The organism is Mycobacterium marseillense (genome assembly GCF_010731675.1).
GTDB classification, from domain to species: domain Bacteria; phylum Actinomycetota; class Actinomycetes; order Mycobacteriales; family Mycobacteriaceae; genus Mycobacterium; species Mycobacterium marseillense.
This window is the reverse complement of sequence record NZ_AP022584.1, coordinates 3807177-3821185: the sequence shown is the minus strand read 5'-3', so window position 1 is coordinate 3821185 and position 14009 is coordinate 3807177. Positions and strand designations below refer to the sequence as shown.

The window sequence follows — 14009 nt, the reverse complement described above, 5'->3', positions numbered from 1 at the left end:
AGAACCATGCCCGTCAACGGTGTCGACCGTGTCTACTTGGCACGGCACGGACGGACGGCCCTCAATGCCGACGACCGCTTACGCGGCCACTCTGACCCACCGCTCGATGAGGTCGGGCAGGGGGAGGTCACCCGGCTCGCCGAAGCGCTTTCGGTGTTTCGGCCGACGTGCGTCATCAGCAGCCCGCTGCAGCGCGCGGTTGCCACGGCGGAAGCAATCGGCGTCGCGGCGCGCGTCCCGGTAAGGATCGACGAGCGGCTCAATGATCGCGACTATGGGCCGTGGACCGGTGAGCCACGCGTTCAAGTTGAAGCACGGTTCGGCAGTGTGGACGCCGCGCCTGGCGTCGAGCCCGCCCAAGCGCTAGCGGTCCGCGCGTTGGCCGCCTTTAGCGAGTTGGTACGGGAATACGACAACGGCCCCTTGGTAATGGTGTCCCACGACGCGTTCAACACTGCGCTCCTTCGAATGCTTGATCATGAACTGGACGGGGTTGGGCAACGCACGGCGTGCTACAACCAGATCAGCCGCCGCGGGAGACGTTGGGGGGTCGATTTCTACGACCGCAAGGCGCAATGACCGGCATCAGGAAGGACGAGCGCTGGTTGACTCCGGGCGTGGGCGCGGTCGGTGCGGCGAGCTTCTTCTCCGACTCCGGTCACGAAATCACTACCGCGCTGCTACCAAGTTTCCTGACCGGCACACTGCACGGCTCCGCGGCAGCCCTGGGTGTCATCGACGGCTTGAGCGACGCCCTGGTCGGGGTGATGCAGTTGGCGGGCGGCCCGTTGGCCAACGATCCCCGCAAGCGGGCGCGCACCGCATCGGGTGGCTATCTCGGCACCGCTTTTGCCACGGGCGCCATTGGGCTGGCCGCCACGGTGTGGCAAGCGGGAGTCTTGCGCGCGCTGGCCTGGGTCTCGCGTGGGTTGCGTTCGCCGTCTCGCGACGCCCTTTTGGCATCCATCACCCCAACCGCAGCTCACGGTAGGGCGTTCGGCCTGGAGCGGGCCGGCGACAACCTTGGCGCGGTCGCCGGTCCGCTCCTGGCGGCCGGCCTCGTGGCTTTGGTCGGCGTGCGCCCGGCTCTGCTATTGGCCGCGATCCCGGGTCTGTTCGCCGCCATCGCGATCTATGTGGCCGCGCGAGAAGGCCGGCGCCGCAGTCGGGCCGTCAGTCAAGTCGCGCCGAACCGACGGCTCGATCTGGCGGCCTTGCGCGACGCCGGCATGCTTCGCGCGCTGGCGCCGGTAGCGCTCTTTGAATTCGGCAACGTCGCCACGACGCTGCTGATCCTTCGCGCCACGCAGCTACTCACCACACCACAGCGATCTCTCGCCGCCGCCACGTCGCTCGCCATCCTGATCTATGCCAGCCACAACGTGATTGCGACGCTGGCCTCATTGATCGCCGGCCGATGGTACGACCGCGCCGGACCGCGGGTCGTCTTCGCCGCAGGGGCCGCGGTGTACGTGATCGGATACGGCCTTTTCGCCGCCGGGGGGAGCGGCATATGGCCGCTTGTGGTGGCCTTCGGCGCCGCCGGCGCCGGTATCGGGTTGGCCGAGCCCACCGAATCCGCGGTGGTAGCGCAGCTACTGCCGGACCACCTGCGTGGCAGCGGGTTTGGTGTGTTGGGTGTCGTACAGGCCATCGGCGATGTCGTCGCCACGGTGGTTGCCGGGCTTTTGTACACACTCGCTTCCCCAACGGCGGCATTCGGATACGCGGCAGTTTGGATGGTCGCGGCTGTCCTGGCCTCGGGCATGCTACGTCGCCCCGCTGGTCACTAGCTACCGAGAAAGCGGCGCTTTTGCTCTGAAACTTCCTGCTCGTTCATCAGACCGCTGTCGTGCAGTTTGGCAAGGAGCGATTGCGCCCGCGACGCGAGTTCCCGTAACTCGGCGGCGATTTCGGGTACCGGCTCGCCCTGTGGTCGCTGTGCGGGCTTCGGTTTTTCGCGGGGATCCGCCCTGATGCGCTCATTTCCGCGCGCAAAGCCGGCCGTGGTGCCGGCGGCGCGCCCTGCCATGCCGGCCAATGCCATTTCGCTGAACAGGTTGCCGGAACTACCTGCAACCATCTCGGGGGCCGCCTCAACCGCGGTAAGCGGCAGCGCATAGGCGGCGGTGCGGAACGCTGGCGCGGACGCGGTCCACCCGCGAGGTACCGACAGCGCGCCGACCGTCGCCCCCCGCCCCACGCCGGCGGCCACCGGAAGCGGTGCAGCGCTGGGTGTTTCGGTCAAAGCGTTCGGGCCGCCGAAAATCCATTGGGGCACCATTTCACCACCCGGCCCGTAGCCGGTGAATGGCCCTTTGCCTGCCGCATAATCGCGGTCGGCGTTGATCATGAAGCCGCGGTAGGTGGTTCCTGCCGATGTGAACGATGCCGTTGCACTCGTCGTCGACGCGACGACACCGGTCGTTGCTATCGGTATGTCGATCGATATCAGCGGAATCGCGATCAGGGTGAGGATAGTGATCAGGGTGGTGGGATCCAGCGCAGTGGGCAGAGTTAGCAAAGGCGCCGCCGTTGTGGCGGGTATTGCCAACCCGTGTACTGCCTGGTTGAGCGCAGACATCACCTGGGGTCCGTTGGACACGAGTGACTCTCCGACCGCGTCGCCCTGGCCGGCCATGCCCGCGGGGTCCGTGGTCGGCGGTGGCGGGGTGAACGGCGTGAATGTCGATGCGGCTGCCGAGGATCCCGCGTAGCCGTACATCGCGGCAGCGTCTTGGGCCCACATCTCCATGTATTCGGCTTGGGTGGCCGCGATCGCCGCGGTGTTCTGCCCAAGGATGTTCGTCGCGATCAATGTCATCAGCAGACTGCGGTTGGCCGCTACCACCGGCGGCGGCACCGTCATCGCGAACGCCGCCTCGAAAGCCGCCGCTGCCGCCCTGGCCTGCGTGGCGGCTTGCTCAGCCTGGATCGCGGTCGTGGTCATCCACGCCACGTAGGGTGCGGCGGCCGCCGCCATCGCGGCTGACGAGGCACCCAGCCATGACCCGGCGGTCAGCCCGGACACCACCGATCCGTAAGATGTTGCCGTGTAATGTAACTCGGCAGAGAGTTGGTCCCAGGCCGCCGCTGCGGCCAACATGGGTCCCGGACCGGGCCCGGCGTAGATGCTGGCGGAGTTGATCTCCGGTGCAAGCATTCCGAAATCCATTTTTTCGAGCTCCCTTGCTCAATCGGCCGCGGTGGGACTGGCGGCGCCGGGTACCGCAAGAACCGCTGTCGGGATGGAAGCGATTGCGGCTGTCTGCGTTCCGGCCCCGTGGTGACAAAAGGCATCTGCATTTCATGAAAAGTCGTTCGCGAAGACTCGCCGATGCGCGTCGAGGTGGCCCATCGCGACGCCAATCAGATACGGGCGTCGCAATCAGCCGATATGCGTGAGGCGGTGCACGGGCGGGGGAGCGCCCGTGTGGTGCCGGACGTCGCTCGACGTCAGCGCGCGCACCACAGTGCGAAACAAAGAGGTTGGGAAGATGCGCCAATCGCCCCACCGCCTTCTACCCGACGTAGTCACGGGTAGAAGCCATCAGCCGATGTGGCGGTTAAGGCGAGCTTCATCGCCTGTCCCTGATGCTAACCCCGGCTTAACCGAACCTGCAAAGGTTTGTCACCAAATGGCGATCGGAAGGACCTGGCGCAGTGAGGTTGTCGCGAACGCTGCCAAGGTCCGCGTTTGTGAACGACGCGTCGCACTCCGATGTCGCCGCCCCTCGGGCCACCTCACCGCAGCGGTTCGGCCGGTACCCCGTAGCGGTCCTGATACGCGCTCACCCGTTCGCGGACCTCACCGGCATCGAGCCCGGTGTCCGACCAGGTGTAGCGGCTGTGCCCGCCGTCGGAGGGATGCGAGGCGAGGAACTCGCGCATCTTCTGCTCGGTGTCGGGCCGCAGCTCACGATCCAGCCGCTGGTAAACGTCTTTGATCGTGGTCCACGGGTCGGTCATGAAGTCGGCGAACTGCACGTCGATGACGCGACCCGCGGGCACGGCGCCGCTGTCGCGCAACGCCATCTCGCGGTCCAGGCCAACGACGACCTCCTCGTAGGACTGGGCCGCACACTCAGTGATGCTGGATTCGTCGCTGCACATCCGGCGCAGGTGATGGGTGAGCGCGGCGATCGAGGAGATGACGTTGACCGGATCGCGGTGCGTCTGCACGATCAGCGCGTCCGGGTATTCGGCCAGCAACGCATCCAGCTGCCAAAGGTGCGCGGGCGACTTCAGCAACCACTGTCCGGGCACACCGGACTGCAAGTGCTGCAGAAAGATTCGATGGAACCGATACGCCCCCGCGTGGTCCGCCTCATACAGCAGCCAGCGGTAGTAACCCGGCAGCCGGTACTGCACCGAGAAGATCATGCTGACGAACTCGGCCGCGGTGATGCGCACGCACTCCTGCCCGACGAGGGCTCCCATCGGATGAAAAGCCAAGAAGCCGGGCATGATCTGTTCGGACATGTCGATGCTGGCCTGAATCTGGGCGATGCGCGGATCGTCGTGGTAGGTGTCGGCCTGCGGGACCGGGCAGGGCTCGTCGACCTCCCAGGTCAGGGGGGCGCGCAACTCGGGATCCTGGGCGAGCAGGTCGTAGAGGATCGTGGTCCCGGTGCGCGGCTGGCCCACGATGAAGATCGGCGCCGCGATCTTCTGCTCGGCAATCTCGGGATGCTGTTTGCGCCAAGCGATTACGCCGAGCCGGTTCTTCAGGGCCCGCATGATGTCAAGGTGAGCGATCTCGACGCCGATATCGGATAGCCGCGCATCGTTGATCAATCCGTCGGTGACGCGGTGCAGCCCGGGGCGCCAGCCCTCGGCGCCGAAGTCGTCGCTGCCGACTTCCTCACAGGCCGCGGCTATCAGCCGTTCCGGGGCGAATCGGTCCTGCAGTGTCATCACGACTCCCGTCCTTGGCGCACCGATACCGTCACTTCGGGTGGGCTCGGGTTGTCCAGCCAGCGCAGCACGATGAAGCCGCGATGCCGGCCGCCGGTGTCGAGCCAATGACCAAACCCGAAGTCTTCGGCGGAGATTGCGATCCGGACCCGCCCGTTGGCGTCAGGCCGCACACCGCGATTGGTCACCGAGCTGTGCCGGCGGCGCGGCTCCAGGCATTCATGCCAGACGCTTTCCAGCGTGACGTTCCAGTACCGCGTGTCGGGCGGCACGATGTCGAGAACGAGGGCCTGGCCGGGCTCGAGCCGGAAGGTTCCCATCATGTAGAGGTTGTCGGGCGTGGTATCGGCCGCGCCCAGATCGGCGGCCTGGGCCGTCAGCAAGGTGTTCGGGGATTCCAAAAGCTCGGGCTTGATGGTGCGGTGCAGGGTCGTGAGCTTCATCAGCGACCACGCCATCGCGGTGAACTGATCGGCGAGGTCGTCGTCGGTCAGCGTGGTCAGCGGGCCCGGGTCCAGCGCCTCGACGTGCAGCGCGGCCAGTTTTTCGCGGGCCCGGTCCCCGATGTACTCGCGCACGACCACCGACGACGCGTCGGCGGGGATCTTCACCCACTGCGCGCCGGCCAGATCGGGTGGTTCGTCGGCGGACAGGACGAGGGCGAAGTCGCCCGAGTCGAGCGTCAGGTCGGTGTCGCTGACGTAGCCCGCCATCCGCCGCGGGGTCAGCCCGGTGCCGGCCAGGATCTGAAAGCCGAGGTAGGCGCTGGTGCCGCGGGAACCGGTGATCCGGTAGCGGCGGTCCCCGCGGATCATCGCCAAGTAATAGTTGCCGTCCGGGTTGGGACCGCCCACCATCCGGTTGTCCGAACACATATCGAAGAACGTGGGCCGCTCCGGGTCGGCCTCGACCGACATCTGCGCGCACAGCGACGACACCCGCGCCACCGCGCGTAGCCCTTCGGCGAGTTCGCGTTCGGACTCGGCGTCCTCAGTCACGATGTTGCTGACGTCGGTGAGCATCTGCTGGAAGAACTGCAGCGCGGCCCGCGCCTTCGGGGCGGCCTGATCGGACGGATCACCAGTCTGAGACATCGTCTCATGCTAAGACTATGTCTTAGTATTTGGTGTCGATTCGTGAGAACGGGGTGGGGGCATGTCTCGTACGTCCGCTTCCGCGCCGGCTTCGGTCCCGGTGACGCCGCTGGCGCAGCGGAAGCGGGCGGCGATGCGTCAGCGCATCGCAGCCGCCGCCGCGCAGCTGGTCGCCAGCCGCGGTCTGGCGGGGGCAACCGTGGACCGCATCGCCGACGCCGCCGATATCGGCCGGGCGACATTCTTCCGCTACTTCAACTCCAAGGAAGACGCCGTGGCCGAGGGCATGAATGCCCACTGGCTGAATCGGATCACCGCCGCCCTCGCGACCCAGCCGCGGGAGCTGAGCGCGACCGACGCGGTCATCGGCGCATTCGGCGAACTCGCCCGCGGCTTCGCGGAGGTCGAGAATCAGGTTCGCGAATTGGCCACGCTGACACGATCATCCGAGACCCTCGATGCGTGGACCCTGCACGTCTACGTGCGCTACGAGGTGGCAATCGCCGAGCTGGTCGCGCCGCGGATGCCCGGGCTGGCCGCGCATGATCCGCGGCCGCGCCTGATCGGCGCCCTGGCGATGGCGGCCGTGCGTCTCGCCTTGGACGACTGGCTGAGCCACGGCGGCTCCTTGCCCGACCGAGTCAGCCAGGGACTGGCCGCCGTGACGGTCGACGAATCGGTCGCGGTCAGCCGCCGGTAAGGGCGTACACGATGAGCCGGGTGGTCCGCTCGGCTCGCCGCCGCGAGTAGGGCTGCGCGCCGGACAGGATCGGATACACCACGCCGCCCACGATGGCGTCGGCGGCGGATTCGGCGGTGGCCCCATCGATCCCGTCGGCGAGCAGCCGGGCCCGCACGCGTTCGTGCAGCGGCGCACTGAATCCGGCGCGCAGTTTGACGGCGGTGTCCTCGTGTTCCATGCACGCGACGGTCAGCGTGCGCAGCATGGCGGAACCCCGCGGCGTCGTCAGGCTGGTGAACAGCTTGCCCACCCACCCCACCAGGTCGCCGGCCAGGCTGCCACTGTGGTTGACCGACGACAGCAGTTTGTCGGCGTCCTCCAGCATCACGTCGGCGACCAGCGCGGGGCGGGTCGGCCACCAGCGATAGATCGTCTGCTTGCCCACCCCAGCACGGGCGGCAACCGCCTCGATGGTCAGCCCGTCGAACCCCCGCTCGAGCAGCAGTTCACGCGTGGCGGTGACGATCGCCGTGCGGGACTTCTCGCTGCGCCGCCGGGGCGAGTTCGCCGGCGTGCCCACCTCGGTGAGATCGCTTGGCATCTGGTGGTCCTCACTGCTGCGCTGGCCCGCTTTACATATCCTGACTACCCCCGGTAGTCTGCCACAAGACGAGACGGTCCGTCTTGTCACACGACGATCCCAAGCGCGGCGAAGCCGGGCACAGCGGGCCGTCGCCTCGATAGCGCGGCACGTCGTCGCGATAGGAGCCGGAAGGGTAGCAGTCAGTGCGGCCAACGTCAGTCACCATGCGGCCGCGCGCATGACCCTGGGACTGAGCCCGGAGCAGCAGGAGCTCTGCGACGCCGTCGGGCAGTTCGCCGCCCGAAATGCGCCCATCGCCACGACGCGCGACACCTTCGACGAGCTCGCGACAGGCGGTCTGCCCGCATGGTGGGATGCGCTGGTCGCCAATGGATTTCATGCCGTACACCTGCCGGAGGAACTCGGCGGCCAGGGCGGACGGCTGATCGACGCCGCCTGCGTGCTCGAGTCGGCGGGCAAGTCGCTGTTGCCCGGTCCGCTGCTGCCGACGGTGGCCGCGGGTGCGGTCGCCTTGCTCGCCGATCCGACACCGAGCGCGCAATCGCTGGTGCGCGACCTCGCCGCCGGCATCACCGCCGCCGTCGTGCTTCCGGGCGACGGTGACCTGCGCGCGCGGGCCGAAAACGGGCGCTGGATCGTCAGCGGCGCGTCGGGGGTCACGCCCGGGGTGTGCGCCGCGCGGATCATCCTGGTCGGCGCCCAGACCCAGGACGGCGACGTCGCCTGGGTTCCGGTCGACACCCAAAAGCCGGCGGTGACAGCCGAACCCGTCTCCGGCACCGACCTCGTCGCCGACGCCGGGATCCTGCGCCTCGACGACTATGCCGCGACGGACTCCGAAGCGCTCACCGGCATCGACCCCGAACGGGCGCGCTGCGTGCTGGTGGGACTCGTCGCCAGCACGACTGCCGGCATTGTCCAGTGGTGCCTGCAGGCCGTCACCGCCCACCTGCGCAGCCGCGAACAATTCGGCAAGGTGATCGGCACGTTCCAGGCGTTGCAACACAGTGCGGCAATGCTTTTGGTCAACAGCGAGTTGGCCACTGCGGCGGCCTGGGACGCGGTGCGCGCCGTCGACGAGTCAGTCGATCAGCACCGGATGGCCGCCGCCGGCGCGGCCGTGATCGCGATCTCGCCGGCGCCGGATCTGGTGCTCGACGCGTTGACGATGTTGGGCGCCATCGGCTTCACCTGGGAACACGACGTGCACCTGTACTGGCGGCGGGCCATCAGTCTGGCGGGATCGATCGGCCCGGCGAACCGCTGGGCGCGGCGGCTGGGGGAGCTCACATGCACCCAGACGCGCGACATGTCGGTGAATCTCGGCGACGCGGAACCCGAATTCCGTTCCTGGGTGGCCGAGACGCTCGATGCGGCCCTGCAGCTGCGCAACGACAAACCCGCACCGCATGGCGATTATGAGCACCTTGCCACCGGAGCGCAACGCACGCTGATCGCCGAGGCCGGCCTCATGGCACCGCACTGGCCGGCACCGTGGGGCGTCGACGCGGATCCGCTGAAACAGCTCATCATCGACGAGGAGTTCGCCAAGCGACCCGCCCTGGTTCGGCCCTCGCTGAACATCGCCGAATGGATCCTGCCCTCGGTGCTGGCCGCCGCGCCAAAAGACTTGCAGGAGCAGCTGATCCCGGCGACCCAACGGGGCGACATCCTGTGGTGCCAGCTGTTCAGCGAGCCGGGAGCCGGCTCCGACCTCGCGTCGCTGGCCACCCGCGCGACCAAGGTCGATGGCGGCTGGCGGATCAACGGTCACAAGATCTGGACATCGTTGGCCCAATACGCCGACCTGGGCGCCCTCCTCGCGCGCACCGACCCCGAGGCCAGCAAGCACCGTGGGATCGGCTATTTCATCCTCGACATGCGCTCCCCGGGGGTGGAGATCCAGCCGATCAAGACGGCGACGGGCCAGGCACATTTCAACGAGGTGTTTCTCAACGACGTGTTTGTTCCCGACGAGATGCTGCTCGGCGGCCCGACCGACGGCTGGAGCCTGGCGATCGCCACGATGGCCGAAGAGCGTTCGGCCATCAGCGGATACGTCAAGTTCGACCGGGCCGTCGCGCTGCGCCGACTCGCCGCTCAACCCGGACCCGACCGCGACGACGCGCTGCGCGCACTCGGTGAGCTCGACGCCTACACCAACGCGATCAGGGCGCTCGGGGTGCGCGAAACCATCCGGCTGCTCGACGGCCAGGCCTCCGGTCCGGCGTCCAGCATCGCCAAGGTCGCGATGAACGTGCTGCTGCGGCGCACCTTCCAGGCCACGCTGCAGCTCACCGGGCAGGTCGCCATGGTCGACGACCCCGACGCCGCGGTGGTGGAGCCCTATCTGCATCTGCCGGCCGAGCTGATCGGTGGCGGAACCAGGGAGATCCAGCTCAACATCATCGCGCAGATGATCCTCGGATTACCCCGAAAGTAGGACAGCTCATGGGATTACGTGGCGAAGCCGCGATCGTCGGGTACGTCGAACTTCCTCCCGAACGGATGACCAAGGCAACGCCCGCCCCGTTTGCCCTCGAACAATGGGCGGAACTCGGCGCCACCGCACTCGCCGACGCGGGTCTGCCCTTCGAGGTCGTCGACGGCATCGTGGCGTCACACCTGGCCGAGTCGGAGATCTTCGTCCCGTCCACCATCGCCGAATACCTCGGCGTGGGAGCGAGGTTCGCCGAACACGTGGACCTGGGCGGGGCCAGCGCCGCGGCCATGGTGTGGCGCGCCGCCGCCGCCGTCGAACTCGGCATCTGTGACGCGGTGCTGTGCGCGCTGCCCGCCCGCTACATCACCCCGATGTCACCCAAAAAGCCCAGAACCCTGGGTGACGCATTGTATTTCGGGTCATCGAGCAACCAATACGGCTCTCCCCAGGCCGAATTCGAGATCCCCTACGGAAACCTCGGCCAGAACGGCCCGTACGGCCAGGTCGCCCAGCGCTATGCGGCGATCTACGGATACGACGAGCGGGCGATGGCCAAGATCGTCGTCGATACGCGCACCAACGCCAACCACACCGACGGTGCGATCTGGAAGGACAAGCCGCTGACCGTCGATGACGTCCTGGCCAGCCCGGTGATCGCGGACCCGCTGCACATGCTGGAAATCGTCATGCCGTGCGTGGGGGGCGCCGCCGTCGTAGTCGCCAACGCCGACGTTGCCCGGCGCTCACGCCATCGGCCGGTGTGGATCAAGGGTTTTGGCGAACACGTGCCGTTCAAGACGCCGACCTACGCACAGGATCTGCTGCACACCCCGATCGCCGCGGCCGCCGACACGGCGTTCGCCATGACGGACCTGACTCGCGAGCAGATGGACATGGTTTCGATCTACGACTGCTACACCATCACCGTGCTGCTCTCGCTCGAAGATGCGGGTTTCTGCGAGAAGGGCAAGGGGATGGAGTTCGTCGCCGGCCATGACCTCACCTTCCGCGGCGATTTCCCGCTCAATACCGCGGGCGGCCAATTGGGTTTCGGCCAGGCGGGTTTGGCCGGCGGCATGCACCACGTCTGCGACGCCACCCGCCAGATTATGGGCCGCGCCGGGGCGGCACAGGTCGGCGACTGTCACCGCGCCTTCGTCTCCGGCAACGGCGGAATCCTGTCCGAGCAGACCACGCTCATCCTCGAGGGAGACTGATCACCGATGACCACCTTCGAGCGGCCGATGCCCGTCAAAACTCCTACCAGCGCCCCCTTCTGGGACGCGCTCGCCGAGCACCGCGTCGTCATCCAGTATTCGCCCTCCCTGCAGGCGTATGTGTTCTATCCCCGGGTACGTGCACCGCGCACCCTCGCCGACGACCTGGAATGGCGCGAGATCTCCGGGATGGGAACGCTGTACTCCTACACGGTGGCCCACCGGCCGGTCAGCCCCCACTTCGCCGACGCGGTGCCGCAGCTACTCGCCATCGTCGAATGGGACGAGGGCCCAAGGTTTTCCACCGAGATCGTCAACGCCGACCCGGCCCGCCTGCGGGTGGGGATGCGGGTGAGGCCGGTCTTCTGCGACTATCCGGAACACGACGTCACCCTGCTGCGTTACGAGCCGGCCGACTGACGCTCAGGTCGACGCCCGCACCACCAGGTGGGCGATGTCCGTCGGCTCGGGGGAGGGTGGGGCAGGTTGCCCCAGCCGCTCGAAGACGGCGGCGAGGGCGGCGTCGGCGACCGCGCAGGGATCGAATTGGACGGTGGTCAGCGGCGGCGTGCTGACCATGCCCATGGGGCTGGCGTCGACGCCCATCACCGCGAGGTCGCTGGGGCACCGCAGCCGTGCTTGATGGATGCCGTAGAGGACGAGGCAAGCGATCTCGTCGCTCTGGGCGCAGACGGCGGTGACCCCGTTGCCCACCCATCCGGTGACGACGTCGGCGGCGTTGTCCAGGGTGACCTGGTCCACCCGCACGGGTGGGAGGTCGCGCAGTTGCGCGGCCCGCGAGACGCCTTCGAACCAGTAGTCACCCAGCGGCCTCCACCGGGCAATTCCGGTATAGGCGAAGGCGATTCGGCGGTGGCCACGTTCGACGAGGTGCTCGATGCGCATCTCGCCGACCGAGAGATGCGGGTTGTTGAGTGCGGGCAGCGTCCCGATCTCGATGTGCGGGATCCCGGCCTTGGTCACCGCTTCGCGGGCGGCCGCGCTCAGCGGGAAGAGACTGGTGATCGCGACGGGGTCCAGGTTCTCGATTGCATCGACGACATGATGATCGTCGTCGGTCTCGAAAACCTGGACCTGAAGCAAACCTTGGCGGGCCAGCGCCGTGGTCATGCGGCTGCCGGCCTGCATCGGCATCTCGCCCACGGCCACGTGCGGAACCACATAGAGCACCACACCGCTTTTGCCGCGCGCGAGATTGCGGGCGGCGAGGTTGGGCCGGTACCCCAGCAGCTTCGCGGCGCGGTAGACGGCATCGCGGGTTTCGGGGGAGATCCGCCGGCCCTGCGCGTTGTTCAGCACATAGCTGACCGTGGCGGTCGACACGCTGGCCAATCGGGCCACGTCCGCGGTGGTCGGACGCGCCGCTTTGTTGGTGCTCAACTTGCGCTACCTTCCGGACCCGGTCATGCCCCATGGTGGCATGCGAGCCCGATCGGCACCGCAGATGTGGTGCCGTCCGACGTCGGCAGACCGCCCCGGTAGAGACTATTAGTCCATGTTCATCCGAACCGCGGGGCAGCCGCAACGCCGCCTCGCAAGCGACCACCGGGGCGAGCGTGTATCGTTGCCATGCAGTAAAAGAGGCGGGGCGCACGCACCACGTCCGCCGCGGCCCGGCCGGTTGACACTGTGACGAATACCATTATCTACTAGTCACTAGAAACAGACCGAGGAGCGCGGCATGAACAAGGACGATCTGATCCTGATCAGCGTGGATGATCACATCGCCGAGCCGGCCGACATGTTCGACGCCCACGTCCCCGTTAAGTACAAGGACCGCGCCCCGCGGGTGGTCCTCGAACCCGATGGCATCCAGCAGTGGTACTACGGCGAGGTCCGCGGGCGAAACATGGGTCTGAACGCCGTGGCCGGCAAGCCGCGCGAGATGTACAACATCGACGCCTCGCGCTACGACGAGATGCGGCCGGGCTGTTTCAATGTCGACGAGCGGGTCCGCGACATGAATGCCGGCGGCCAGCTGGCGGGGCTGAACTTTCCGAACTTCACCGGCTTCTCCGGCCAGGTCCTCAACCAGGGGCCCGACCGCGAGGCCAACCTGGTGATGATCAAGGCCTACAACGACTGGCACGTCGACGAATGGTGCGGGGCGTATCCGGGCCGGTTCATCCCCTGCGGCATCCTGCCGCTGTTCGACGTGGCCGAGGCGGCAAAAGAAGTCAAACGCTTGGCCGACAAGGGTTGTCACGCGGTGACGTTCTCAGAGAATCCGGAAGCGTTGCAGATGCCCAGCATTCACACCAAGTACTGGTATCCGCTTTTCGAGGCCGCGTGTGAGAACAAGACGGTGCTGTGCACGCACGTCGGCTCCGCCTCGCGCTCTCCGCAGGTGTCGACGGACGCACCGCCCAGCGTGCAGATGACGGCGTCGTCGATGATGAGCATGTTCACCTTCACCGAACTGATCTGGGCCGAATTCTGGGCGGACTTCCCGCAATTGAAGTTCTCACTCACCGAGGGCGACGTCGGCTGGATACCGTACTTTCTCTGGCGCGCCGAGCACGTGTACAACCGTCACTCAGGGTGGACCCTGGCGACGTTCCCGCCCGGCTACAGTGGTCCCACCGATGTGTTCAAGCGGCACTTCTACACCTGCTTCATCAGCGACAAGGTCGGCGTACACAACATGGATTGGTTCAACGAGGACATGCTGTGCTGGGAATCCGACTTCCCGCACTCTGACAGCAACTGGCCGTTCGCGCCGGAGGACGTCATCGCCACCATGGGCCACCTCGACGACCGGGTCATCAACAAGATCACCCATGAAAACGCCATGGCCGCGTACTCATTCGACCCGTTCCGGCACATCCCGAAGGACCAGGCGCGGGCCGGCCGCCTGCGCGCGCAGGCCACCGATGTCGACGTGGTGACCCACGTCGGCCGCCACGCCAGCCAGCGCGACCGGGACGCGTGGACCCGGATGACGCAGTTCGCCCTGCAGGCCGGGGCCGCCGCGCCCGTGACGGCGGAGGTGGCCGGGATCGCCGGGCGCGCCACCACCCTGGGTAACTGA

Annotated in this window: 12 protein-coding genes and 1 riboswitch; of the genes, 7 read left to right on the top strand and 5 right to left on the bottom strand. The window is 67.2% G+C overall.

Translation table 11 applies throughout. The features are described 5' to 3' along the window. Positions 1 to 6 precede the first annotated feature (6 nt). Both G6N26_RS17575 and G6N26_RS17570 read left to right on the top strand, forming a co-directional pair. A complete protein-coding gene (locus G6N26_RS17575; RefSeq protein ID WP_083015849.1) occupies positions 7 to 579 on the top strand; it encodes a histidine phosphatase family protein in 573 nt (190 codons plus the stop codon). Further along, positions 576 to 1793, top strand: coding sequence for an MFS transporter (locus tag G6N26_RS17570; protein WP_083015853.1), 1218 nt, complete (start codon positions 576 to 578; stop codon positions 1791 to 1793). The genes G6N26_RS17575 and G6N26_RS17570 overlap by 4 nt, the downstream gene beginning before the upstream one ends. Here the strand turns inward: G6N26_RS17570 and G6N26_RS26355 are convergent. The 3 genes from G6N26_RS26355 to G6N26_RS17555 form a co-directional block, all read right to left on the bottom strand. Then, positions 1790 to 3175, bottom strand: coding sequence for a PPE family protein (locus G6N26_RS26355; protein WP_083015856.1), 1386 nt, complete (start codon positions 3173 to 3175; stop codon positions 1790 to 1792). The two genes, G6N26_RS17570 and G6N26_RS26355, sit on opposite strands and share 4 nt — an antisense overlap. 359 nt (positions 3176 to 3534) lie before the next feature. Further along, a riboswitch (Fluoride riboswitch) is annotated at positions 3535 to 3595 on the bottom strand. Positions 3596 to 3744: 149 nt separating this feature from the next. Continuing rightward, positions 3745 to 4917 (bottom strand): sulfotransferase family protein, encoded by a 1173-nt coding sequence (locus G6N26_RS17560; RefSeq protein WP_067164966.1) that lies wholly within the window; start codon positions 4915 to 4917, stop codon positions 3745 to 3747. Next, positions 4917 to 6011, bottom strand: coding sequence for a DUF1214 domain-containing protein (locus tag G6N26_RS17555; protein WP_083015859.1), 1095 nt, complete (start codon positions 6009 to 6011; stop codon positions 4917 to 4919). Before G6N26_RS17555 ends, G6N26_RS17560 begins: the two co-directional genes overlap by 1 nt. A gap of 61 nt (positions 6012 to 6072) precedes the next feature. Here G6N26_RS17555 and G6N26_RS17550 point away from each other — a divergent pair, with 61 nt between their 5' ends. Beyond that, entirely contained in the window at positions 6073 to 6711 is a 639-nt protein-coding gene (locus G6N26_RS17550; RefSeq protein WP_083015862.1) for a TetR family transcriptional regulator, read from the top strand. Here the strand turns inward: G6N26_RS17550 and G6N26_RS17545 are convergent. Beyond that, a complete protein-coding gene (locus G6N26_RS17545) occupies positions 6698 to 7294 on the bottom strand; it encodes a TetR/AcrR family transcriptional regulator (RefSeq protein ID WP_067175669.1) in 597 nt (198 codons plus the stop codon). The two genes, G6N26_RS17550 and G6N26_RS17545, sit on opposite strands and share 14 nt — an antisense overlap. 220 nt (positions 7295 to 7514) lie before the next feature. On the opposite strand from G6N26_RS17545, the gene G6N26_RS17540 reads away from it, so the two are divergent. From G6N26_RS17540 to G6N26_RS17530, 3 genes are read left to right on the top strand one after another with little or no spacing between them, the layout of a single operon-like run. After that, positions 7515 to 9740, top strand: a complete 2226-nt coding sequence (locus G6N26_RS17540; RefSeq protein WP_067175672.1) for an acyl-CoA dehydrogenase — start codon at positions 7515 to 7517, stop codon at positions 9738 to 9740. Between the two features lie 8 nt (positions 9741 to 9748). Continuing rightward, positions 9749 to 10957 (top strand): thiolase family protein, encoded by a 1209-nt coding sequence (locus tag G6N26_RS17535; RefSeq protein ID WP_083015866.1) that lies wholly within the window; start codon positions 9749 to 9751, stop codon positions 10955 to 10957. A 6-nt stretch (positions 10958 to 10963) separates the two neighbouring features. Then, a complete protein-coding gene (locus G6N26_RS17530; protein WP_020823952.1) occupies positions 10964 to 11377 on the top strand; it encodes a Zn-ribbon domain-containing OB-fold protein in 414 nt (137 codons plus the stop codon). 3 nt (positions 11378 to 11380) lie between these two features. Here G6N26_RS17530 and G6N26_RS17525 read toward each other — a convergent pair whose 3' ends face one another. Then, on the bottom strand, positions 11381 to 12358 hold the full coding sequence (locus tag G6N26_RS17525) for a LacI family DNA-binding transcriptional regulator (protein WP_020823951.1): 978 nt from the start codon (positions 12356 to 12358) through the stop codon (positions 11381 to 11383). A gap of 301 nt (positions 12359 to 12659) precedes the next feature. Between G6N26_RS17525 and G6N26_RS17520 the strand changes: the two genes are divergently transcribed. After that, on the top strand, positions 12660 to 14009 hold the full coding sequence (locus G6N26_RS17520; protein WP_020823950.1) for an amidohydrolase family protein: 1350 nt from the start codon (positions 12660 to 12662) through the stop codon (positions 14007 to 14009).